At 38.1% G+C, this 21,813-nt stretch carries 32 protein-coding genes and 1 pseudogene; all 33 read right to left on the reverse strand.

Annotated elements, in window-relative coordinates; all coding sequences use genetic code 11:
• On the reverse strand, positions 1–190 hold a 190-nt coding region (locus ABC357_RS17610; protein WP_412888913.1), incomplete at its 3' end, for an N-acetylmuramoyl-L-alanine amidase family protein.
• Positions 191–301: 111 nt separating this feature from the next.
• Positions 302–511, reverse strand: coding sequence for a hypothetical protein (locus tag ABC357_RS17615; protein WP_412885541.1), 210 nt, complete (start codon positions 509–511; stop codon positions 302–304).
• Between the two features lies 1 nt (position 512).
• Positions 513–812: a hemolysin XhlA family protein gene (locus ABC357_RS17620; protein ID WP_412885540.1), complete on the reverse strand. Its 300-nt coding sequence runs from the start codon at positions 810–812 to the stop codon at positions 513–515.
• A gap of 35 nt (positions 813–847) precedes the next feature.
• Positions 848–997 (reverse strand): hypothetical protein, encoded by a 150-nt coding sequence (locus ABC357_RS17625; protein ID WP_412888914.1) that lies wholly within the window; start codon positions 995–997, stop codon positions 848–850.
• Positions 994–1,209: a hypothetical protein gene (locus ABC357_RS17630; protein WP_412888915.1), complete on the reverse strand. Its 216-nt coding sequence runs from the start codon at positions 1,207–1,209 to the stop codon at positions 994–996. The genes ABC357_RS17625 and ABC357_RS17630 overlap by 4 nt, the downstream gene beginning before the upstream one ends.
• Before the next feature lie 10 nt (positions 1,210–1,219).
• Positions 1,220–1,663, reverse strand: a complete 444-nt coding sequence (locus ABC357_RS17635) for a hypothetical protein (protein WP_412888916.1) — start codon at positions 1,661–1,663, stop codon at positions 1,220–1,222.
• Positions 1,664–1,665: 2 nt separating this feature from the next.
• Entirely contained in the window at positions 1,666–1,986 is a 321-nt protein-coding gene (locus ABC357_RS17640; RefSeq protein WP_412888917.1) for a hypothetical protein, read from the reverse strand.
• Between the two features lie 2 nt (positions 1,987–1,988).
• Positions 1,989–2,849 (reverse strand): hypothetical protein, encoded by an 861-nt coding sequence (locus tag ABC357_RS17645; RefSeq protein ID WP_412888918.1) that lies wholly within the window; start codon positions 2,847–2,849, stop codon positions 1,989–1,991.
• Positions 2,849–3,946: a siphovirus ReqiPepy6 Gp37-like family protein gene (locus ABC357_RS17650; protein WP_412885535.1), complete on the reverse strand. Its 1,098-nt coding sequence runs from the start codon at positions 3,944–3,946 to the stop codon at positions 2,849–2,851. The genes ABC357_RS17645 and ABC357_RS17650 overlap by 1 nt, the downstream gene beginning before the upstream one ends.
• Before the next feature lie 2 nt (positions 3,947–3,948).
• Positions 3,949–4,818 carry a phage tail family protein gene (locus tag ABC357_RS17655; protein WP_412885534.1) on the reverse strand — a complete coding sequence of 290 codons (870 nt, stop codon included), beginning with the start codon at positions 4,816–4,818 and terminating at the stop codon, positions 3,949–3,951.
• An 11-nt stretch (positions 4,819–4,829) separates the two neighbouring features.
• Entirely contained in the window at positions 4,830–9,173 is a 4,344-nt protein-coding gene (locus ABC357_RS17660) for a phage tail protein (protein ID WP_412888919.1), read from the reverse strand.
• A 228-nt stretch (positions 9,174–9,401) separates the two neighbouring features.
• A complete protein-coding gene (locus ABC357_RS17665; protein ID WP_412888920.1) occupies positions 9,402–9,752 on the reverse strand; it encodes a hypothetical protein in 351 nt (116 codons plus the stop codon).
• A gap of 14 nt (positions 9,753–9,766) precedes the next feature.
• On the reverse strand, positions 9,767–10,345 hold the full coding sequence (locus ABC357_RS17670; protein WP_412888921.1) for a major tail protein: 579 nt from the start codon (positions 10,343–10,345) through the stop codon (positions 9,767–9,769).
• Positions 10,346–10,363: 18 nt separating this feature from the next.
• On the reverse strand, positions 10,364–10,690 hold the full coding sequence (locus tag ABC357_RS17675; RefSeq protein ID WP_412888922.1) for a hypothetical protein: 327 nt from the start codon (positions 10,688–10,690) through the stop codon (positions 10,364–10,366).
• On the reverse strand, positions 10,687–11,037 hold the full coding sequence (locus ABC357_RS17680; RefSeq protein ID WP_412888923.1) for an HK97 gp10 family phage protein: 351 nt from the start codon (positions 11,035–11,037) through the stop codon (positions 10,687–10,689). The genes ABC357_RS17675 and ABC357_RS17680 overlap by 4 nt, the downstream gene beginning before the upstream one ends.
• Positions 11,027–11,389: a phage head closure protein gene (locus ABC357_RS17685; protein WP_412888924.1), complete on the reverse strand. Its 363-nt coding sequence runs from the start codon at positions 11,387–11,389 to the stop codon at positions 11,027–11,029. Before ABC357_RS17685 ends, ABC357_RS17680 begins: the two co-directional genes overlap by 11 nt.
• Positions 11,376–11,678, reverse strand: a complete 303-nt coding sequence (locus ABC357_RS17690; RefSeq protein ID WP_412888925.1) for a hypothetical protein — start codon at positions 11,676–11,678, stop codon at positions 11,376–11,378. Before ABC357_RS17690 ends, ABC357_RS17685 begins: the two co-directional genes overlap by 14 nt.
• Positions 11,679–11,683: 5 nt before the next feature.
• Positions 11,684–11,863 carry a hypothetical protein gene (locus ABC357_RS17695; RefSeq protein WP_412888926.1) on the reverse strand — a complete coding sequence of 60 codons (180 nt, stop codon included), beginning with the start codon at positions 11,861–11,863 and terminating at the stop codon, positions 11,684–11,686.
• Between the two features lie 23 nt (positions 11,864–11,886).
• Positions 11,887–13,047 (reverse strand): phage major capsid protein, encoded by a 1,161-nt coding sequence (locus ABC357_RS17700; protein WP_412888927.1) that lies wholly within the window; start codon positions 13,045–13,047, stop codon positions 11,887–11,889.
• A 6-nt stretch (positions 13,048–13,053) separates the two neighbouring features.
• The gene (locus tag ABC357_RS17705; protein WP_412888928.1) at positions 13,054–13,827 is read right to left on the reverse strand and encodes a head maturation protease, ClpP-related; all 774 of its coding nucleotides are present in this window, start codon (positions 13,825–13,827) and stop codon (positions 13,054–13,056) included.
• Positions 13,827–14,969, reverse strand: a complete 1,143-nt coding sequence (locus ABC357_RS17710) for a phage portal protein (protein WP_412888929.1) — start codon at positions 14,967–14,969, stop codon at positions 13,827–13,829. Before ABC357_RS17710 ends, ABC357_RS17705 begins: the two co-directional genes overlap by 1 nt.
• A 15-nt stretch (positions 14,970–14,984) precedes the next feature.
• The gene (locus ABC357_RS17715; RefSeq protein ID WP_412888930.1) at positions 14,985–16,619 is read right to left on the reverse strand and encodes a terminase TerL endonuclease subunit; all 1,635 of its coding nucleotides are present in this window, start codon (positions 16,617–16,619) and stop codon (positions 14,985–14,987) included.
• On the reverse strand, positions 16,616–16,915 hold the full coding sequence (locus tag ABC357_RS17720; RefSeq protein WP_412888931.1) for a P27 family phage terminase small subunit: 300 nt from the start codon (positions 16,913–16,915) through the stop codon (positions 16,616–16,618). Before ABC357_RS17720 ends, ABC357_RS17715 begins: the two co-directional genes overlap by 4 nt.
• 254 nt (positions 16,916–17,169) lie before the next feature.
• The gene (locus ABC357_RS17725; protein ID WP_412888932.1) at positions 17,170–17,505 is read right to left on the reverse strand and encodes an HNH endonuclease; all 336 of its coding nucleotides are present in this window, start codon (positions 17,503–17,505) and stop codon (positions 17,170–17,172) included.
• A gap of 5 nt (positions 17,506–17,510) precedes the next feature.
• Complete coding sequence (locus tag ABC357_RS17730; protein WP_412888933.1) at positions 17,511–17,765, reverse strand: hypothetical protein; 255 nt, start codon at positions 17,763–17,765, stop codon at positions 17,511–17,513.
• Positions 17,766–17,891: 126 nt separating this feature from the next.
• A complete protein-coding gene (locus ABC357_RS17735) occupies positions 17,892–18,068 on the reverse strand; it encodes a hypothetical protein (RefSeq protein ID WP_412888934.1) in 177 nt (58 codons plus the stop codon).
• A 39-nt stretch (positions 18,069–18,107) separates the two neighbouring features.
• A complete protein-coding gene (locus ABC357_RS17740) occupies positions 18,108–18,251 on the reverse strand; it encodes a hypothetical protein (RefSeq protein ID WP_412888912.1) in 144 nt (47 codons plus the stop codon).
• Between the two features lie 7 nt (positions 18,252–18,258).
• Positions 18,259–18,411: pseudogene (locus tag ABC357_RS17745) on the reverse strand (hypothetical protein); the annotation flags it as partial.
• Positions 18,412–18,712: 301 nt separating this feature from the next.
• On the reverse strand, positions 18,713–18,916 hold the full coding sequence (locus ABC357_RS17750) for a hypothetical protein (RefSeq protein WP_412888935.1): 204 nt from the start codon (positions 18,914–18,916) through the stop codon (positions 18,713–18,715).
• 427 nt (positions 18,917–19,343) lie between these two features.
• Positions 19,344–20,021, reverse strand: coding sequence for a hypothetical protein (locus ABC357_RS17755; protein WP_412888936.1), 678 nt, complete (start codon positions 20,019–20,021; stop codon positions 19,344–19,346).
• Between the two features lie 264 nt (positions 20,022–20,285).
• Positions 20,286–20,831: a site-specific integrase gene (locus ABC357_RS17760; protein WP_412888937.1), complete on the reverse strand. Its 546-nt coding sequence runs from the start codon at positions 20,829–20,831 to the stop codon at positions 20,286–20,288.
• Between the two features lie 158 nt (positions 20,832–20,989).
• Positions 20,990–21,634, reverse strand: coding sequence for a hypothetical protein (locus ABC357_RS17765; protein ID WP_412888938.1), 645 nt, complete (start codon positions 21,632–21,634; stop codon positions 20,990–20,992).
• Positions 21,615–21,813 (reverse strand): hypothetical protein (locus ABC357_RS17770; protein WP_412888939.1); only part of this gene is annotated, 199 nt, incomplete at its 5' end. The genes ABC357_RS17765 and ABC357_RS17770, both read right to left, overlap by 20 nt.

Raw genomic sequence — 21,813 nt, forward strand, 5'->3', positions numbered from 1 at the left:
TACGATCAGATAAAGAAGGGAAAGTATCACCTGTCCGGCTCATTTTCACTTCCACATTACTGTAGCCGTTTAATAATAAATCTCTTACCCGTAAGGCAATCGCCAAAGTGATATTCTTTTCCTGAATACCGTTACCTACTGCACCTGGATCGCTACCACCATGACCTGGATCAATAAAGATTTTTACCATTTCATTCACCTCATATAGTTTTTATTTTTCACATGACTTAGCATCATAGCAACCAATAAGAATCACATGGCCCTCGCCTCCCCAAAATAAAAAGCCACTCGAATGAGCAGCTTATTTGTCCTTATTCTTAAACCAGCCAGTATGAGTGTTCTTCCACACAGCATAGATGTTAATAATCAGTGCAACTAAAGCTCCAACTACAACCACGAAGGCATTAATGCTTTCCTGAGTGAACCAATCAAAAGAAATGCCGATTGTACCCAAAAATAAAAGGAGAGCTGTAAGGAAGCCCCCCAATAATGTGATAGTGTCCTTATTCAATTCACACACCTCCTTTCATTGTCGCGAAAATAATGGCTACAATTCCTGCAACCACAGCAACTATGATTGCATTTGTAATAGAGCGCCGTAGCCATTTTGTGTCATCTTTGATTTCTTCAAGGGATTTCTTAATCTCCTTTATATCCCTTTCGTGTAATTCCGTTGTTCGCTTAAGGTCATCTATATCTTTCCTAGCTGATTCACTTTCCTTTTTCAATTCATCAATGTCCTTCTGAATGGATGTTTTCCATAAGTCCACCACTTGATCCGCCTCCAATGGATTAGACCCCCTTTTCCCCATAAAAAATACACCTCAATGGGTGCTCTCTGTAAAATTTAACTATATGTCTTTACCAATTGACTAAGTTCATCCTTTTCCTCTGCTGTTATTACTGACCGACTAGCAAGAATGTTTAATTCCTCCACTCCTAAGTTACCCAATAATACCTGTATTTTCACATAGTTATAATACGCTGAATTTTTCATATTTTTAATCCTCCTAATAGATTGGCATTTTGTAAGGCTTCTATTGCAGAAACACGTTGTTCAAGTGTAGGTGAGTTATCTACTTCCGACTTCTCAAAAACTAGATACTTTCCCGTAATAATATCCCTAATTTCAATTAACTTATATTCTGCATTTAACTCCATGAGGCGTTGTCTTTCATCGTCGTTTGTATATTGAAATACTAGTTCCATATTCACTCTCCTATTCTAAGGTCTTTTTAACAAGTACAGGTATATTGGCAGGAGCAATTCCATAATAAACCCCGAATTCATCACACGCTACTCTTCCAACATACATACCATCACTATTAAGCATTCCCCGTCCCTTCAATGTAATTTCATCACCCTTTTTAACAGTAATGTCTTGCTTTATATATATATAACTATAATTTGAAAAATTTTGTTGATATGACCCAACTAGTACATTATTGATAAATAGGCCTACCTCTGCACCATATCCTCCCGTTGAATCCTTAAATCTATATTTTATTCGTATAGTGGAAGGTTTACCCAACCAAAGAATTGTTTTTAAAGGAACAAAAACTTGAATATCATTTACAACCAATACACTAGAAAAGAATCTTTGTTCATCACTAGGTGATATTGTATAACTAATTTTAGACCCGCTTGGTTTTATTAATCCCATACTTACACCGCCAAAAATCGGACATTACCTGTTCCGGCTGACCGTTTAAACTTGATTGAAGTCGCTTTATAGCGAAATTCTTGTAATGTTTCCCCTGGCTTTAACCGAATAACCTTATTTGTGCCGGACATTCCATCTGATGTGGTTGCTGTGTTAAAAGCGATTAGAAGATCATTCGTATCATCATCATTTGTAAGAAAAACAAACTTTTTTACTTCAAACGGCAATGTAACAGAAACCTCCGTAGTTCCTATACTCACTTCATGTGTATAGTGCTGCGTGGCAGGCATTTCTATAAAATAATATCTATCCCCATTTGCCATGTTTACACCTCTTCCAGATAAGGGCTATTGTTATCCATCTTGAATAAAAAGGATTTTTGGCTGTCTGTATTTTTGATTTTTAGAAGGCCATTTGTTAAGTGCAAATTAGTATCTGTCTTATGTTGACCATAGTCCGTTTTTAATGCAGCATAGTCTTCCTTATGCACATTAAATGCATCCTGCAGGGTTTGAATTTTTGCCGCTAAGTTTGCTGCAATATCTCCATTTAGAATACCTTTTATTCCATCAAACCAACTTTCAAAAGCAACCTTTTGTTGAGCTTTGTAGTTCTCTAAATCTACCGTGTTATGTGCCTTTGTTTGATTAAACCATGCAAGATACTGATTAAAGATTTCCGTGGTATCCACTTGATCTACAGTACCGTGTACAATGCCGCACAGTTCTTTATTAAGGCGTGTATCTGTGATAGTTGCCTGTGTTAGATTCACTGTACCTTTTCCTACATACACATCAGCCAGAGCGATTTCATATACATCTGCATCCCTTTTTAATGCTGGGGAAACAGGAGAAGAACCTGCAGTCCCTTTTTTAACGACCGGAACAATATTTCGATTTAAAAAATTGAGCTGAAGAACAATACGATCAATACGATTTAATACACCGTCTGCTACATCAAGGCTAAGATTGTAATCAGCATCATTGAAAATGTAGTACCCGTTTATCCATGCTTTACCTGGCTTTAATACAACGTTCATTCCAGTGCCTGCCGTTACTTGAAATCCTGTGGACGGATTCGGAAAAACTCCGTTTCCAATGAACGTTGCGAAATAAGCCGCGTAATGCTTTGCTAAGTACACTCTGTCAAAATTCACAGAATCAAAAATCCCACTATTGATTGCCATTATTTCACCATCCTTTTTACCTTTTCGGGAAGGGTTGGGATAGATTTCCCCACCTTCACAAAAACTTCTTTAATATCTTGATAGACTTCATCGACTTCCACAACTCGGCTGTTCATGACGATTCCTAATTTGTCATCCCTAATTGTGATAAGGTCCCCAAGGAAGAAATCACGATTATACTTGGTGTTCTCTTTGGTAACGTCTAGTTCACAATCAAAAGAAATGAATTCTTCTTGTTCCAATAGCTTTTCTAGCCCTCTTTGTTTAAGAAGGAGAATGTATTCTTCAGGCGATAGAGTCACCTCGGTCTCATCAATCGTTTGTGTTTCCGATAAGTCTCGGGCATCCACAAATAACTCTCTCCGATCAAGGCCGGTACCTTGTTCGATGGAAACGAGCTTTCTGTCAACACCTTCGCCAGTTCCAGCAATCAAAGCTGTATTTTTATAATCATTGTCGGCTTCCTCATAATTCCGGCTGATAACATTGGAAAAATCCTTAGATAAAATACATCTTGGATTAATCGATTGATCGATGGTCCTGTCTGTTCCTTCATAAAGTTCATAAAAAAGAGACCGCCCGTTAAAATTGGAGCGAATCCCTATTTCATACGTATTACATAAGCTTTCCACCTGCTCTAGCACATTTTCATATGAAGCTTGAAACTGTATAGAGGTGCCGAAGTTTCTGGCGGCAGCTAATTGGATTTGAGCAATCTTCCTTTTTACATTAGATGGATTGATGCATTCAGACATAATCATGGAACGGATGATATTTTCAGCTGTGTCATTATAATTATAGATATTCCATAAAATCCTCCGATCAATCCATCGCAAAGCCGAGAAGCATTTGATGGATAATTGCTCCTTTCCATCCTCATCCTCTGTGAATCCACGGTAATAGATATACATGGCTTCGTTATCATCATCTCTATACAGAATATTTCCCTTTTGTAATAAGGAAATATTATCGATTGTTACATCGACATGTAATTCAGCCTCCCCATGCTTCGTGTCTCTTTTCCTCCACAATAGATAGGAAAACTTACCGATTAAGCCAAGTCTGTTGAACTGCTTGTCGCATACATATAATTCCACGCTTACACCCCCACATATTGTGGCGTGAAGTATATAGATACTTCCAGATTGTCCACATTTAGACCAGCATCATACCGCAATAAGTTATCCCCTAAATCTAACGCTAAGTGTGGATTAGAGTCGAAAGAAAGATAGTTAAAGATATTTGAGACAATACCATTCCTACTTAGCCGGACATATTCATTACCGCGTTCTGTGCTGATCGTAATGATATCTCCTGCCTGCATCTCTTTTTCAATCAATATTTTCTCCTGTGTCTCTACATTTACAACCGATGGATTTCTAAGGGTTCCCAATGCCCTGTATTCAAGCCGTAATGGTGCTTCATTGTCACTGGCATTCAATACATTCACAATCAATGAAGGCTCTCTATATCCCATCCGAATGCCTGTGTCAGCCGGAATGACTAACGGAAAAGAAAAGCCTCCTATCCAGGAAGCAATATCCGTTTTAATTTCATTATCGAACCACCAAGGCTTCGGACAAAGAAGAGATATCATGAATTCCGGATAAGGAGCCTTGTTAATTACAGGTGTTTTTTCCGCATGGCATTTGATATACCGGCTGATTTCTCCATTTGTGTATTGAAGAGTGAACACATGTTTTGGATTGAAGAAACGAATAAGGCGGGATCGATTAATGTCCTTATCGATTCTAAGCCGGCCATTGATGACAATGTTCCTTTCTTTGACACTAGATCCTGATAAGGATAATCCGTCAATACCATAGCTTTTGCTGGTGAAAAACTCATTTTCCATCGCGTCCAAACCTTCTGCCGAGTCCAAATAAAAAGGGCTCAACACGGATATCTCAAGTGTTTGCCCTTGGTTATTATCAAATATCAATTTTTCTTTCCTGCTGTATGATTCCAATCAAACACCTCCTATACTTGCATGGCCAATTCTCTTAATGCATTTCTATTTAATCTAGCAGTCTCATAAGGATCCAATGCTTTAGGAGATTGGAAGGTCATATAATAATTATGCTCAACTGTAGTTGTACTGCCTGCCTGTCCTGTGGAAGAAACCGTAACAGGGTTATTTGCATTCAGCATCTTTCCTGCGCTACTGGCCATGCTGCCATATACATTATTCATGACACCTTTCAGCTTGGCAGAAGAATCCTGAATCCCTTTAATTAAACCTTCATTGATGTTGACTCCAAAGCCCCTGAAAACACGTGATGGAGAATGGATATCCAAGGCGGATTGAAAAGTATCTTTCACAATGCTGGCCAGTTCTTCGGCTGCAGAAACTAATTCACTTTTCTTACTCATCATTCCGCTGATTAATCCGGCTACAGCATAATCACCAATGGACGGCATTTCCTTGGCTTCGTCTTTCACCTTGAACTTCGCGCCAGCCATTGCCTTCCGCCACTCTTCTTGATAGCCCAATAGCTTCACAGCTGCATCAGCCCTTAATTCTTCAATCTTTTGTGCTGTCTCTACTTTTAAACTAGAAAGTTCTTTGAGCGCCTCTTCTTTTGCCAACTGGTTCTTAGCCTTCCACAGGTCAACATACTGAGTAAGTTGGTCAGATGTAAGGCTATTAAGGGCGGCAATTTCTGCGCCAGCCTTAGGCCCCATATCCTGTAATTCAGCAAGCAACCCTTGGTCAATCCCTTTAGCAGCTAGTTCAGCCAGATTTCGTTGCCAGTCCTCAAAAGCTGAAACTTGATCCTGCAGGTTCTTTAACAAAGTAGTTCCCGATACTGATTTCTTGGTGATTTCATCGAACAATCCAACAAAGGAATAAAGGGACTTCGCTCTATCTTCCAAAGCTTTGTCATACTCATCATTTAGCTTCTTCTCTTCGTCAATAAGCTGCTGGTTGAGGGTCTGAACCTTCGTTAGATAGTCGGCATTTATTTGATCGATTTGCTTTTGGATTTCCTGCTTTACACGATAGATTTCCTTTTCATAATAGATCCGTTCTTCTGTACCGGCTTTGTACCCTTTTATATACTGCTGATAGGCTGCCAACTCTTCAGCAAGGGATAGTTCATTGTAGTATTTCTTGTCTTCCACATATGCTTTCTCTTTGTTGTATCGGTCCTTATTTAAAGCATCCATTGCCTTATTCAAGATGATCTGTGCCTGAGTCTTTTCTTTCGCATTGTTCTTGAATAAAACTACAGCCTTTTGCCAGTATGCAGCCTCTTGGTCCAATGTAAGGGATTCTAAATCTTTCCGCTTCTTCACATAGTCTTCTAAGGCTTTCATTTTAGCTGCAGCAGATCCAGCAGATAGGGAAGCAATTTTCTTATTTTCATCAGCTGTGATTTTCGCCCGGTCCTTTGCCGCTTTATCTTGGATGTTCGTTATTTGCCGTTCCTGGGCTGCCGTCAATTTCTTTTTAGCATCCCTTGCTTTGGCTTCAATTTCCGCAATTTTCTTATTCGCTTGTGATGTTATATCAGCTCGTTTGGCGTTGGCATCTTTGTGAATCTGATTAAGGGCTTTGGCATTGGTAGATGAAGCAGAAGCAACAATACTATTAAACTTTTTCAATTCATTCTGTGCTAATGCAACCTTAGAGGTAAAGCTTGGAATAGCCGCCATAGCCATTTCTTCGGAAGCCGTCTTGACTATACCTAAGTTATTTGTAATCCCTTCTGCTATACCTGCAGGTATCCATTGCCCCACTTCTTTCTCCATTACCTTAGAAGGAGAATGAATACCAAGTATTTTCTTTGCCCATCCAGGGATATGACTAGCGAGATCAGAAACAACTTTTTTGACTGAATCAACCATGCTAGAAATACCTTTAACAAGACCATTGATAATGTCCTTACCAATTTGTAATAGGTTAATGCTTTTAAAAGCAGAAGTTATATTATTCATGATTTTTAAAGCTGTATCTTTAATCGTGCTGAAAGCGCCTTTCCAATCTCCTTTAAACACCTTCAAGAAAAATTGAATTACACCCAATACAATGTCTAGAGCATTTTTAATTGTTGCCTGTATCCCCACCCAAGCTACCTTTACAATAGATGAGATTATTGGCCATACTGCTTGGAAAACCCCTTTTATAATTCCCAAACCCAGTTGAATCGCACTATTAATACCTTGCAAAGCATTTGTCACTACACTTTTTATATCCGCTCCGTTTTTCTTCCAAAACGCTGATATTTTATCCAGAATACTTTTCACAAAATTCGATATGGAACCCATCACAGAGGTGAATGTCGATTTGACAACCGATAGCCCTGATTGAACCAGTGACTTAATCTGGCTAAAGGTCCCTGAGAAAGTCTTACTGATAGATCCCCATATAGATACTGCATAAGATTTTATGGTATCCCAATTTTTATAAATAAGCACTCCGGCAGCGACTAATCCTGCTATAGCAGCAATAGCGATTCCGATAGGGCCAGTAATAAAGGCTATTGCTGAACTAAAAACAGCCGCAGCACCTCCAGCTTCTGCTATCACTCCGGCAATCGATATAAAGGCAGGAGCTAATAGAGCAATTGCCCCCGTTAGAATTGTTATGGCAGTACCTATCGCTGTTAGTGTCGCCATTAGAATTGGGTTTTGCGAACCCCATTCAGCAACCTTTGCTACCACTTCAGCAATAACCTGTAAAATTGGTTCTAAAGCTAATTTCAAATCAGAAAATGCTTTCGAGAGTGCAACAGTTGGATCGGCATTTAAAGTTTGCGTTTTTGCGTTAACATTATCGACTTGTTGACCATAATCAACTATTTTACCTTTGGCTTCTAATAAAGTATTAACGATTTTTTTGCCTTGGTCTTCCCACATGGTCCCAAACATCTTGGTCCCAAGTTGATTCCTCGCAGCTGCATCATCGACTTGTGCTAGAGCCTTAGTTGCCTCGAACATAGCCGTTTGTCCTTTTTCTCCACCTTGAGCTATTGCATTTCCCCACTTTTCAAATTGTTTAATGGACAATCCTGCACCATCGATAATTTGACGAGTAGCTTTATCTGTTCCGGCTCCAAAGTCAGCCATCTGAATACGGCCTTCTTTTATCCCATCTAACAGATTGTCAATATTCCAAGTTTTCGTATCAATCCCAGCCATAAAAATAGCTTGGATTTCTTTTGCTCCAAACCCAGCCATTTTCATTTGATCGCCGTATTCGGAAATAATATCTAATTGGTCAGGAGGAAAACCTAGCTGTAACAGGGTATCAACTAATCCCATTGCTTTTTGATTTGAAATGCCTATAGCCGCTGCTATTTCATTTCCTTCTTGGATCAATTCAGTAAAATCTAATCCTGCATAGGCAGCCGCAATTGTTCCTGCCATAGTTACTACAGCAGTATTAGCTGCATCGCTCGCATTCTTATTTAAAGCCCATTGTCTCCGAACACCTTCCAGTGCTTCTTCAGCATCAGTACCATATGAAGTAACCGTATTAATAGCTTCTCTAACAGATTTCTTAGAACTTTCAGGTACATCCATCGATATTTCTATCTTCGTATTAATACTAGAAGTGTCTAAAGCTGTATGGATAGCTCCTACAATACCTCCACCAGCTGCAAGTCCAGCTGCAACGTTCTTCAAGGTATCTCCGAAGCCGTTCACACTCTCTCCTGCAGAGTCCGCTTCTCTTGCCACTTGGCTTAAATCTCTACGAACTGCATTGAGAGAACCCCCATTATCTACCTGTGAAAGGCCCTGCCGCATCCGATCAATGTCCGCATTGGCACCAAGAGCCTGTCTTCCTACTCTGCTAATCGCTTCATCCAGTTGACGGGAAGAGGCAGTACCATTCTTTATGGCACTGGTTAGATGAGTACCTAATGTATTGGCATAGTCATCCACAGAAGTGCCAGTAGCCTGAAACAATGTGTTCAATTGCCTTGTGGAAGACTCAATCCGCTGTTGTTCTGCTTGGAGACCTGACAATCTATTCTGTAAGCCACTTAATGAACTTTCTGTATTAACTATTTCCCTATTGAAAGCGCGATACTGTTCCTCTGATATCTGATTAGCCGCAAACTTTGCTTCTACCTGTGCCTGTGCATCTTTTAATTGATTTAACTTTTGGGTAGTGACTTGTATTTGATCGCTCAATAACCTTTGCTTTTGTGCTATCAATTCGGCATTTCCAGGAGAAAACTTCAAAGCCTTATCGACTTCCTTTAATTCCTGCTGAAGTTCGATGGCTTGATTGTTTACACCTTTGAGGGCTTTATCTAATCCTTTGGTTTCCCCACCAATTTCAATCGTAATTCCTTTAATATTGCCCGGCATTGCTCCACCTCACTTAAAATGCATCAAAGTCAGCTTGATTGGCTTTTCTTACTTTGGATTTCTTCTTACTTGGATTCTTCATTTCGATGTATTCCTCGATATAGTCCAAGCACATCCCAATCGTCATATCCTCCAGGTCATCTTTGGAAAGTCCTGATTCATAACACAAAACAAGGAACGTATCGAAAGAGAAATCCCCATCGTCCGTTCCTTGTTCATTGGTTTCATTTATTTTTTTTTAGACTGCAATGTAATAGCTATCAAGTCTTTCAATTCCGGAATAATATCCATAATGGGGAAAGAATCAAAAGAATCCAACCAATCCATCTGGTCCTTTATTTCTTTATCCGCAGTTTTGGCGAATACCCATGCGATGTTGTAAAAAAAGGTAAAATCCAGTTTTTCTAAAATTTCCGGATTATTTGCTGCTTCCTCACTTTTAATCAGTTTTTCTATGGCTGACAGTTTAGAAACATCCGCGAAAAAGTCACGACCGAATTGAGCTTTGTATCTTAAGGCAGAAGCTCCCGTACTTTTAAATGAAACATTTTTCTCATCAATTACGATTGTTTTTTCCATAAACTAAGTCCTCCTTAAACCGCTAGGGCTGGTTCAAATACTTTTGTATACCAAGCGTTATAAACAGCTTCCGTTGTTTCTGCAGTAGTAGATCGCTTAACTACGCCATCAGCCCTTGGAGAAGCAACAATCGATAATTCACTTGTGCCAGGTTCTGTACTTTCTTCTTTTGTCTGACTTCCGAGTCCTGGACGTGAAGTGGTGCAATTATACAACACATGACGTGTTGCCTTAATATCTCCGTCAAATTCAAAAAGGTAAGCAGCCTTTTTAGGTTTTGCATTAGATGTTTCTGTAAGAACACCATCCTCTAGCTTGTCTCCCAATACTTCCACACGATATTCTTTCGTGACATTGGCTATTGTAAGAGTAACCTCATACCCTTGGTTAGTGGTTGTAGAGTAGTAAATCGTGTCATCTGCATAAAAGTCATTGGTTTCACCTTTTGGCTCCAATGTTAATTCCTTTGCTCCAGGTAAACGTTTAGGAGTGCCGAATGTGATAGAACCGTCTGCCCCTTCAGTAATTAGAGCGTAGTGAACATTTTTCAAGCCAAAAGTTACTTTATTTTCAACAACAGCATTTCCTGCCATTTAACATCATCCTCTTTTCTATATTTTAATTTCGTAGATTCGTTGAAACAGATTTTCTGATTCAATAAAAACTTCAATCGGATCGTATGGAAAGTCATTCGCATCCAATAAATCTTCTAGTTTTGCTTCAGCAGCTAAATCCTTCTTGCTGGTATACAACTCAATTTGCACATTATTGATTTTCTTGTAGACCCTGTTATCTGCCTTAAAATTAGATGTATAAGGTGTTAGGTAACAAATGTACGGTGGGGAAGGAATAGGCTTTGTCTCAGTTGCCGTAAAATGCGAATAAGCCACAGGGAAGCCCGTGGCATCTAATATCTTTTTCAATTCTGCAAGGGTCATGATCGTATCGCCCTTTCCACTTCTTCTGTAAAATTCCGTACAGCCTTTTCTTTGGCAGGACGAATGTGTGGATGGCCAGATACTCGGCCACCCCCATCTTTGGCGTGACCATGTTCCAGTAGATGAGTAAGCTGTGGATCCGTCTTATTTCGAATGACTGTCTTTCCATCGACTTTCGTTTTGCCCCATCCTGCTGCATAACTTCCGGTATCTTGGGGGCTGTTCTGCTTTATCTCCGTTACCGCTTCATTACCCACCTTATTTTCAGCCTGCTTTACCTTTTTTTCTACGTCCTTTGAATAAGCTTGTAGAGTACGGGCAAGTTCGTTTGCGAAATTATTGGGCACTTGTCTTCACCTCATTTGCAATTATGGTTAATGTTTTGTCCATTTCATCGTCATTAATAGGAGGCTGTTCAATGTCGAATATCCGGCCATCAAACAGGATCCTCATGGAAGAATCGATATCAGGTTGATAAGGAATGATAAAACGCGACTTGGTTTCACTTTTGGCAGCTGCCGCGGCATAATACTCACGCCCCTGCATGGTTTTTATCATTGCCCATGATGAACCAATATTCTGCCAACCTTCTTCAATAACCTGGCCAAGATCATCCTCTACAGTCTTTAACTTCTGGAAGATGATACGATTTCGGAACATGCCTGTATGATTATTGGGATTGTATTTATATGGCTGCATCAACATCGCCCTCCACAGAAATAGATTCAAGGGCTTTCTCCATGCTGAGACTATTAATCTGGCTTAAGAAGTTTGTATTAAAATATTCAAGGGCATCGTTATACGCATACCGGGAACGTTCAAAGACTAGTTCCTTGAAAGGTTCATCCTTTTCAACGTCATATTTACCGCATACCCTCGTTAGCTCCTGCAGAGAAGCAGAAAGGATGCGCTTCAGGTTCTCATCTTCATAATCCCCTAAGTGCATCCTTTCTTTAAATTCCTTCAGTATTAAATCAGTGATGCTCATTTACATCACTCCTTGTCTTTGACTTCCTCAATAAAAGCAACCTTGTACTCAGGATTTTTTTTGCTTAGTTCTTCAATCCGTTTTTTGGTTGGCTTCTGTCTGCCTTTCGGATATTCTTCTCCTTTTTTATAAAAGGTATTGTTATCCTCTTTATCCTTGAAATCGTTTATTACTTTGTATCTCATCAGCTATTCCTCCTTAAACCTGATCAAACTGTTGGGGCACTGTCCAAATCAATATCAAGGTCATAGACAAGAGCCGTTTTATTATCCTTTGGTTTACCATTAGCGAATTGTTTCATGGTGTATAAACGAGCATCTTCGATAGCTAAAGTTTCATCAAATTTGTTGATTTTATATCCACCAGCGATAGCTGCCAAATAAGCACCTTTCAAAAAGAACAACGCTTTACCAGTCGGGACCTCTTCCGATTCAATTGGGCTATTGATACCGAATGGTAAGGTTGTTACCCATTGGCCATTCGGTGTTTGAATAGTGTTTCCAATCTGAACCCTGACAGCATCCACAGGATTTACAACCATCACAACATTATTTAATACTTTTCTAGATTTACCCTTAGCATCAGTTGATAACTTTTCTACAACGCCACCCAGCTCTTTCGCTACAATAATACCTTTTTCTGATGGAGCAAATGTTAGCTTTCCGGATGATGTCTTGTCAGTAACAGCCCCAGTTTCAGGATTAACATCTTTCATTAAACCAATCGGTTCGTTTTTTGATGGTCCCTTTCCATTAACCAATCCATATTCCATACCAACTGAATAGGATTCAACTAAGACTGTACGCACATATCTTTCAACATATTCAGGTCCTAGCTCAAGCATGTCCTTTGGGATAACAGCGAATGCAGTAAGCTTCAATTGGCTAATTGTTTCTTCACGAAATGCTGCTGAAATCTGCCCTTTAATCTCTCCGAATAATGCGCCCCATGCATATGTTTTAGTGGCATCAGAATAAATATACCGAGTAACTGCTCCAAGGTCCTGTAAACCAATCGCTTCAAGTAAAGGATGCTCAGTTACTAAATCTTCAAATACACGTTCTTGGGTAGTGATTGGAAGAATTGTATCTTCAGCAAAACCACCGGATGCAATAACTTCGTTAAAGAATTTCCGCTCTGTGGAAGTTAATACATTCTGACCACGTGCAGCTAGAATTTGAGCATCATGTACTTCATTACGAGCTTCGTTTGAAATACGTTCTGTTAGATCTGTTTGAAGTGCTGTGAACATCTCACTAAAAGCATTTTCAACTTGTTCTGATGTTGAATTTTCGTCCTTCATAACATTCATGTATGCTTGTTTCTTTGCTTCAAAGTTTTCCATTTGCCCTTTAAATTTGATTGTCATATATGACTACCTCCATTTTTTAAGTAAATTAAAAGAACCTTTCTCGTTTACCGGAACAGGTTCTAATTGTTTATTATTTGGTTTCAAAATGCCTTGCAACTCGTTTAGAACGTTTTTCTTTTGTTCCGGCGTTCGTGGAATATGATTTGCCGGCTTCGATTCGCTTTCAACACCTTCAGCTTTATCGGCAAAACCAAGTGCCAGTGCTGTCTTGGCACTCATCCATGTTTCTGCATCCATTTTCACGCGAATGTCTTCACGACTAATAGTTGCTTTCGTCATGTAAATATCGATGATGCCTTCTTCTAACTCTTCGAGTACATCAGACTCTTTACGCATGTCAGTTTTGGTGCCCCAGACAACATTACTCGCTTCATGAATCATAAACATGGAACCTAACTCCATAATTAATTCATCAGCCGCCATAGCAATTACGGATGCAGCAGAACAGGCCCAACCATCGACGTGGACTGTCACCTTCCCATTATGTCGTTTCAACCGGTTGAAAATAGAGATGCCATCGAAAGCATCACCGCCTGGACTGTTTAAATTGATAACAATATCATTATCACCAGCTGAATTTAATGCATTGTCTATATCTGTAGCTGAAAAAGAATCATTCCACCAGGATGTTCCAATGACACCATAAATCGTAATTTCACTTGTTTTCGTTTCTTCATTGTGGACAACATTAAATTTTTGTGGAATTTCTTTTAGTTGATCAATATAGGACTGATTTTTAAACATTTTAAAGAAATCATCTTTAGTCATCCCTCTCATTATTCTTTCTCACCTCCTTCATCGGTTGTCTGCATTTCTGTATAGTTTTTCGTGATGTAATGCTTATCCAAGTTGGGATCATCTGACTTGTCATAACCAACCTCCAATCGAATTTCATTACCTGTAAAGGCACTGGAAGAGATAAGCTTGTCAATGGCATTTGCTAAGTCAAACAAGCTGTTATACGAAACGCTCTTCGCCTCAAGCTTATTGCCGGCCAGATATTCCTTCATTGTAAAAAACTTCGCGTTTCCTTCATCACAAATCTTCTTTAGGAAAGGAGATACAGTGAACATCATATAGTTCTTGGTCTGTTTTTCCACATCTGCCATATCTCCATGAATTAAACTGATAGGAATACCGATAGCCATGGCCACCTGATCCAGAAAGCCATTTGTTACCTTGTTGATTTCATCTACTCCAGGACCGTTACTGTTTCCGCTTGAAGCCTCGTTGTATTTGAATCCTGGCTGCTGTGGCACAATGGCGATATCCTTATCTCCGATTGCCTTATACAATTTGTTAATGAATGTCTGTAACTTAGTCTGTGTCTTCTCATCCATCGAGTGTGTTGATTCAATATCAACTGTGGCTCTAATTTGATTTTTTCTTTTCTGAGAACTTAATACCCTGCCAAACAACTCTCCGTAATCAGTGAAAAGACCATCGATAAGAGGTGTTAATTTTTCATTTCGGTATCTCAAATGAATAACTTCACTCTGTCGAAAACTTCGTTTAAACTCGTAGTCTTTAATAACCACATTCGTAAAGTTATCTTCCAGCACCGCGTATTCATTATGATTGAATGTATCGGCAATAAGCAGATCGTCATCATCGGACTGGATGATTAAACATTCATTGTCATAAATTAACTTGGTAACGACCGTATGCCAAAAGGTGCTGGATGTCATATTCTTGTTTGGCCGCACATTCAACCGGTAGTATAGCTCATCTTTTTCATAAGACTTCCCGTTTTTCACACGGAACTCCGACTGACTGATGGTCCTGCCAAGGAAAGAAGCGCAGATTTCAATGGCCAGCCGCTTCATATGAATTCGTTTAGACATGTCTGGCAGCAGATCCGCATCGAAGATATATTCTAGTTCTTTATTCCGCCGAAAGACGGCATCCAGAAAGCCCAATCATTCTCACCCCCTTTAGAAGTCAATATCAGCAAGCATGAAGTCTATTTCATCAATCAAAATATTATCAGCTTGCCACAAAGCATGAATAAACGCCTGGAATCCATCCGTCTTCCTGCGGACCTCATCCTTTTTCAAATATTCCTTATTTCCATCTTTCTTGATGTGTACATATACATTGTTTGTATACCAGCGCATCAATGGGTTGTCTTCAAAGATAATCTGGTGGTTTGCAAACATTGTTTCTACACGAGGAGCCAGTAAAGCATGGATTGCTTTTGGATTACGGATATATAGCAAAGTGAATCCTTGAGCTTCCAACGCTGATTTAACAAGATCTAAACGAAAGGTATCAGCTACGATTGTATTCACTCCGTATTGCTCCCTCATCTCAACAAACCAATCTACAATATGACAAATATTGATTACCGGTTCATCTAAGATGGTTAACAGTCCCTGCTGCTCCCATTCTTTGATAGGGACCTTCAACTTTACATTGTCCAAGAATCCTTGACGGACAAACGAATGAGTTTTCCATATATAATCCTCACCAACTTTAAACAGCAGGCCAACCGCAGCAAAGTCCTTGATGCTCGCAAAGTCCAAACCGCCGACCGCCGTACGATGCTGCAAATCCGGCATGGGTCTATTTGTTGCCATGATATCTTCCCAAGAGGCAATTGTTTTATTTAAATCGGTTTCTGGATAGTTCATTCGCTTGGTCATGAATGCTGTCCTTCCACCGGGATTGTTTTCTAATGCAAGATATTGCTTTCTAACTTTATTCATAAGTCGTTTTGCTCTGAGACTCATTGTTTTTTCAAATGCTGGATTCGCTTTCTCCCACAATTCCTCATTTTCTACTTCTTTCGGATCATCAAGTTTACAAATGAAAGGGAATATCCGATCTGCTTCGCTCTGTCCTTTTAAAACCGCCAAGCTTCGTTCCATTAACTTGTCATAAAAACCTTCGCGGACAAAGCCATTTGTTCCAATAAAAAATTCCCTAGGGTGTGCGACCTTTCCGAGTCCCCCAGAGAATACATCTACAATTTCTCTATCTTCCATTTCGTGAATTTCGTCATAAATCACACAACCTTCGCGGCCGCCATCTTTTGTTCCTGCATTAGATGTTCTGAACCGGAATACACTTTTTGTTACCTTATTGGTGATTTTAATTTTAGTCAAAATGGAATATTTTCTTAACTGCGCATGTTTTTCTTTGGCATTGTATACCTCATTGAAGCTCATTTGAGCTTGGTCTTCTGAATTGGCAACTACTGAAACATCATAATTGTCAATTCCATGTAATGGGCTTGTGAAGTAATCAGACAATGTACTGATGAAACCATTTTTCCCGCCGCCGCGGCCCATCGTTATGAAAAACTCTTCAAAGAATAATTCATCATCATTAATTTGCTTTAGAAAGATAAATGGACAAATGAATTTTTCCCAATCGTCCAATGGAAAATAGTACTTTTCACTGTATGCAATATAGTTTTCAATTTGCTCCTCGTCAAAGTAAAGGTCATCTCTAACAAGAACATCTTTTTCTAACCATTCAATGAGCATGATCCGCTCTTTATTCAACAGTATCTTTCCGTCTCTCCACCGCTGTATATATTTTTCAACATGTTTGTTTCTGATCACAATAAATCACTACCGTCCAACATGTCATCTGGATTGACGAATATAAACGACCGTTCAATTGAAAGTAACTGGGCATTTATTCGATTCTTCTCTTGAATGGCGGGGTTAGGTTTCAAAAATCTTTGCGACCCGTTTTCCGTCATCACCATTGCCCCATTTACTTTGATACTTTCATCTAGGTCATAGAAAATTTTTATAAGATTGATATAGCGATTTACCTTTTCTAATTCCTTTTGGCTGTCGGTATCAACCTTCGACAGCAGTTCCTTTTCTAATTTTTTTACTGTATATTTCATTTTTCCTAACCCCCCTTCATGAGATTTGTCTTTAAATCTAGGAAATAGACCCCTCTCCCCGGTGTCCCAAGACGAAAAAAAACCCAAAGTTTTTGGGTGGGGGGGATTACTTATCGATTGCTTTTCCGTAATTAGAATCCATTGGCAAACCGCATTCTTTACATTTTCTTGAGTCAGGACACTTGTGATCTGTCTCAGTATAACCGCAGTTTTTATCAATGCATGTATGTGTAGTTCGTTTCCACTTCATGCCGTCACCATCTTTCATCTTCTTCCCACTTGTTCGGCATCTTTCCGAATAACCGTCCATGCTCTTTGTTATGGCATTCCACACAGACTGTCTCCAGGTTATCTTCATCAAGTGCCAGCTCTGGATGATGTTCAAGCTCCTTGATATGATGGACTACTAACTCAATCTTCTTTCGCTTGGCCTTCTCGCTGTATGCATTCGTATCTATTCGCACCAATCCGTTGCGCTTACACTCTTGGCATTCATAGTTGTCACGCTGTTTAATACGCTTCCGTAATGTCTTCCACTCTGGACTGTTATAGAAGCTGCTCTTCTGTTCTTTTGATTTGTACTCAGGCACAGCAGCTATTGCTCCGTTGGTATAGCTTCACGATAATCACATACTGTACATTCATTAGATGAATGGTATACTTTATTCTCTACATAAAAGGTCTGTGTTTCCATAGCTACACCGCACTCCGGACACACAGACTTATCAATCTGATCCAGCTCATCAGCTAAAGCTTTAGTATGCTTTGATATAGCATTTAGTTTCTTAACCATCACTTTGTTATTAATATCTAAATCAATTGTGATGCCCCGGATGTTCTTTTCATTCATTGGTTTCACCTCTAATCCTTTCGATTAGGTGATTCACATCTTCTCTCATTGAAGGCAAAGATTCACCTGCTGCTAGCAATCGTACTTCTAGCTCCTGAATGTAATCCGCTAATGTATAAATACCTTTCATCTTTGCCTTATCGCTCCCTTCACACGCTTAAATGTATCGATATGATAACCCATCATCTCTTCCCATTCTGCTTGGCTGTACTGCTCACGCCTTGAATGATTGGGCTTGTTCTGCTTCTTAATGGATTCCAACTTATACCGTTGGTCAGCGTTTAAACAATCCATGACTTTCATGTATGTCACCACCTTTCTGAAGGCAAAAGAAAAAGCATCCTAATGGATGCTAATCAGATTACCAAAAACACCAGTTTCTTCGGCGGCAGCCACAACCTCTGTTGTTATTACCGCAGCCACTTTCGTCACCTTCCACAACTGTCTCATATACATCTCGTTCATGTACCGGATAACAATGCTCATGTCTAACCACTGTACGGTGAACATTAATTATTTCTTTAGGATGGATGTGTTTAATTACTTTTTCCCTTGTATGCGTGTTAACAATTGTTTCTGTAGGACAAGTAACCACTTCTTCTTCTCTTTTACAATTCCCTCTACATCTTCGACAGTTACATCCCATACATTAAACCACCTTTCGTTAAGATAGTTTATTGTATGTAGGAAAGGATAAGTTGTCCTAGATATAATGCCTATTTTAAAATAGCCAATTAAAAAGCACCCAATGAATGGATGCTTTAATTATCTTAACCTAGTCCGCCTGGGTCTGAAATTGGTTTTCCTGCTCCACCTGGATCTAACATGTACATTCCTCCTTAATATTATTTTATAAACAATAGTCAAATAGTCACTACATACGCCCTATCTAAACCATTCGACAAATTAAGCATAATACCTTCTAATCACCCCATTATGCTAATTGCTTATCTCAATTTTTTAGCTTTATTTATCCAAACTCTTTCATATTTGTCGATATTTCTTTTCATAATTTCATGTTCCAGATATTTAAAGGATTTTCCTCCAAAAACATCTAAGTCCTCAAAATTCCCATCTACCTTCATAACAATATATTTTCTATGTGTTTTCCCACTTTTATAATGAGCTCTATACTCCACTTCAATACGCATAAAATACTCCTTTTTACCTATATAATCGGATTTAGAAGGATTTTATTAATTCTTTTACCTGAACAAACATAGGATTGAAAATAAAAATCCTCTTTTGATAGCTATTAACAACCATAAGAGGATTTTGTAGTTATAATGGATAATAAAACAATAAACTATTTGATAAATAGGTGATCTATATGAAAAATACTTTAAGTAAACCTTACATTTTTCCGATAATCATGGTCATTGGAAGTTTACTTTATTCAATTACTCAAAGTGTTTGGGCAATAGTTATATCATCAGCAGTTTTAATAATTGTCGGGGTAATAAATGATAAAGTGAATACTAAAAATATTATCTTAGGTATTCTTGGTTATATTTTAATTCTGTTAGTCATTTTTTTAATTTGATAATGAAGTGCTTAAAATGTTCTATTATATTCAAATCAATTAGAATCAATTTTTTTATAAATTCTTTTATCTATATTTTGGTTATAATAATCAATAAAGCTTTTTCTATATGATCTTAATTCGATTAACAAACTATTGATTAACTCTTCTAATTCCGCTAAGTGCTCCAATATTTCAGCTCTTTTCCCCTCTACTTCATGCCATACTCCCCATGCATCACGTTCTATTAATTTAACTTCAGGATTATCATACAATAAGTAAAATATTTCTTTATAACGGATATTAGTCATTCTAACTTTAAAATAAATGTAACCATCAATATTGATAGTGGTATCCAATAAGGACTCTAGCTTGTTAGATTCTAATTGTAAGCTAACTATTCTGTCAGGTTTAATCACTGAACTTAAAGTATTTAAATTACTAATTAAATGGTCTAATTGCATTATTTTAAACGGAAACTCTTTAATAAAATTCGTTATATTTTGCTTATCGGCAGACTTTTCAACACTTATTAAAGCAAATATTCCTCCTAGTAGAGCAGTTAATAAAGCGATTAGAACATTGATTGGAATATCAGCTAAATCTTCTTTACCTGGAAATAACTTATTAGCATTTAAATTAATTCCAACTAATATAACGATAAAAAGAACGACTACTGCACTTATAATCAAGTAATTCCAAAACTCTTTTAATACTCTTGTAATTGATTTCAAAAAAATTCACCTCTTTATGAAATAATAGATCTCTTCCTTATTATCTATTTAATCGGAATTACAAGAAGAAATTTGATTTTATTAACCTCAAATTCAAGAAAACATTTGTGTTTTATTAATAATTTGTGCGGTCAAATTACCCATATCTATTATTCTGTGTAATTTACCCAAAGGCTGAAAGCCTTGATATATCGCATTAAATTAATAGTTCCCCTTTCAGTTCGACACTGAAAATTTTATGTGTAATTAAAGAGAAAAAATAATTTAAATTTTGAAATTAGCCATTGCTTTGTCCATAATGTCTTGGTTAACTCCTATATAACGACGAGTGATATTAGGTGAGGAGTGATTAAATATTTCCTGTAGCATCGCCACATCTTTTCCTTGTTGATAATAAAAGTGGTATCCAAATGTCTTTCTTAATGTATGAGTCCCTATATTTTGAAGGTTAAATTCATCAGCTACTTCTCGTAATATTTTATATGCCATTGAACGTCCAATGGGTTTATTTACGCCTTCTCTACTTTTAAATATAAAGTGATCATCACTCATACCTTGGATAAAATGCTTTAATTCTCTTTTTAAAGAAGGTGTTATCCTAATCCACTTTTGCTTATCTGTTTTTTGCTCCCTGATAGCAATATGCATACCTTTTACATCTTTGACTTTTAGTTTCAAAATATCTGAAATTCTTAACCCTGTATTTATTCCTGTCACAAAAAGGATATAGTCTCTTTCATTTTTGTTTTTGAGATAGGCCTTGATTGCTTCGACCTTTTCCATATCTCTTATAGGCTGGACAAAGTTCACAAGCTTGTCTCCTTTCAAAAAGAAAAGACGCTGCATTTTAGCAACGTCTTAATATTCAAATGGCTACCAACCAATTCAATTCCCATAACCATTATAACGAATTCAGAATAAGGAACACAAACATTGTAATAATTGTTTAAAGTGTAAAATGTGTAAACCTAAACAGACAATTCTTCTTTATATATTAACCATGCCAGCTGTTTAACAATGCTCTTTTTTATTTCATTTAACCGGACCCTTGATAGACTCATATGAATGGCAATTGCCGTCATTGTTTCTCCATCCATAATGCATTCTAATACAGTACGTTCTTTCTCATTCCCCAAAGAAATAACAGCAGCGTCCATTTTCTCAATCTTCCTGTTTAACTCAATGTACCTCTTATACATCCTTTGCTCTCGATCATCTAAGTTCTTTAGCTCTGCCTGGCTTAATCCAGAAGATCCTTTCGGTAAACCAGCTTCATCTCCATATTGTGCCACGCCTGAACTAATTGACAGAGAAGGATCCTTGAATAACTCATTTGCTAACCTTACTCTTTCATTTCTCATCCACTTATAATTTTTCAGGTCCTCTTCAGTTTTTTGAACAATATCTAAGGCTGGTTCAATATCCAAGAAGGAAATCTGATCTTCATCTATTTTTAAAACCGGCAATTCTTCTTTGTGCCATTCTTTACAATCCTCAATTTCTCCAATACTTTTCTGATGTACTCTGCAGATGCTTTTTTCTCCCCATAGGCTTCCAGGGCAGTTTATACAAATGGTTTCACAGAATTGGCGTTTAGGAATGGTTGTTTTCATTTAATCTCTCCTTGTCTTCCCTTGTTTCAATCATGTTCTTTACCTTTTCATAACAACCCATTAAGGTACTGGAGCATTCATGATAGTCACTATTCCAAAGTTCATATAATCCAAACTGATTTTTTTGAACATACAAGCCAGCTATTGTTAACCGGCTTGTATTATCTAAAATAGAAAGT

The organism is Bacillus kalamii (assembly GCF_047238185.1).
In the GTDB taxonomy this organism is placed as follows: domain Bacteria; phylum Bacillota; class Bacilli; order Bacillales; family DSM-1321; genus Bacillus_AD.

Bases quoted from the DNA above. Each gene is read 5' to 3' on its own strand.
- ABC357_RS17620 (WP_412885540.1), bottom strand. From the start codon at position 812: ATGGGGAAAAGGGGGTCTAATCCATTGGAGGCGGATCAAGTGGTGGAC.
- ABC357_RS17625 (WP_412888914.1), bottom strand. From the start codon at position 997: ATGAAAAATTCAGCGTATTATAACTATGTGAAAATACAGGTATTATTG.
- ABC357_RS17630 (WP_412888915.1), bottom strand. From the start codon at position 1,209: ATGGAACTAGTATTTCAATATACAAACGACGATGAAAGACAACGCCTC.
- ABC357_RS17635 (WP_412888916.1), bottom strand. From the start codon at position 1,663: ATGGGATTAATAAAACCAAGCGGGTCTAAAATTAGTTATACAATATCA.
- ABC357_RS17640 (WP_412888917.1), bottom strand. From the start codon at position 1,986: ATGGCAAATGGGGATAGATATTATTTTATAGAAATGCCTGCCACGCAG.
- ABC357_RS17645 (WP_412888918.1), bottom strand. From the start codon at position 2,849: ATGGCAATCAATAGTGGGATTTTTGATTCTGTGAATTTTGACAGAGTG.
- ABC357_RS17660 (WP_412888919.1), bottom strand. From the start codon at position 9,173: ATGCCGGGCAATATTAAAGGAATTACGATTGAAATTGGTGGGGAAACC.
- ABC357_RS17665 (WP_412888920.1), bottom strand. From the start codon at position 9,752: ATGGAAAAAACAATCGTAATTGATGAGAAAAATGTTTCATTTAAAAGT.
- ABC357_RS17670 (WP_412888921.1), bottom strand. From the start codon at position 10,345: ATGGCAGGAAATGCTGTTGTTGAAAATAAAGTAACTTTTGGCTTGAAA.
- ABC357_RS17675 (WP_412888922.1), bottom strand. From the start codon at position 10,690: ATGACCCTTGCAGAATTGAAAAAGATATTAGATGCCACGGGCTTCCCT.
- ABC357_RS17685 (WP_412888924.1), bottom strand. From the start codon at position 11,389: ATGCAGCCATATAAATACAATCCCAATAATCATACAGGCATGTTCCGA.
- ABC357_RS17690 (WP_412888925.1), bottom strand. From the start codon at position 11,678: ATGAGCATCACTGATTTAATACTGAAGGAATTTAAAGAAAGGATGCAC.
- ABC357_RS17695 (WP_412888926.1), bottom strand. From the start codon at position 11,863: ATGAGATACAAAGTAATAAACGATTTCAAGGATAAAGAGGATAACAAT.
- ABC357_RS17700 (WP_412888927.1), bottom strand. From the start codon at position 13,047: ATGACAATCAAATTTAAAGGGCAAATGGAAAACTTTGAAGCAAAGAAA.
- ABC357_RS17705 (WP_412888928.1), bottom strand. From the start codon at position 13,827: ATGAGAGGGATGACTAAAGATGATTTCTTTAAAATGTTTAAAAATCAG.
- ABC357_RS17720 (WP_412888931.1), bottom strand. From the start codon at position 16,915: ATGAAATATACAGTAAAAAAATTAGAAAAGGAACTGCTGTCGAAGGTT.
- ABC357_RS17730 (WP_412888933.1), bottom strand. From the start codon at position 17,765: ATGAATGAAAAGAACATCCGGGGCATCACAATTGATTTAGATATTAAT.
- ABC357_RS17735 (WP_412888934.1), bottom strand. From the start codon at position 18,068: ATGAAAGTCATGGATTGTTTAAACGCTGACCAACGGTATAAGTTGGAA.
- ABC357_RS17740 (WP_412888912.1), bottom strand. From the start codon at position 18,251: ATGAGCATTGTTATCCGGTACATGAACGAGATGTATATGAGACAGTTG.
- ABC357_RS17750 (WP_412888935.1), bottom strand. From the start codon at position 18,916: ATGCGTATTGAAGTGGAGTATAGAGCTCATTATAAAAGTGGGAAAACA.
- ABC357_RS17765 (WP_412888938.1), bottom strand. From the start codon at position 21,634: ATGAAAACAACCATTCCTAAACGCCAATTCTGTGAAACCATTTGTATA.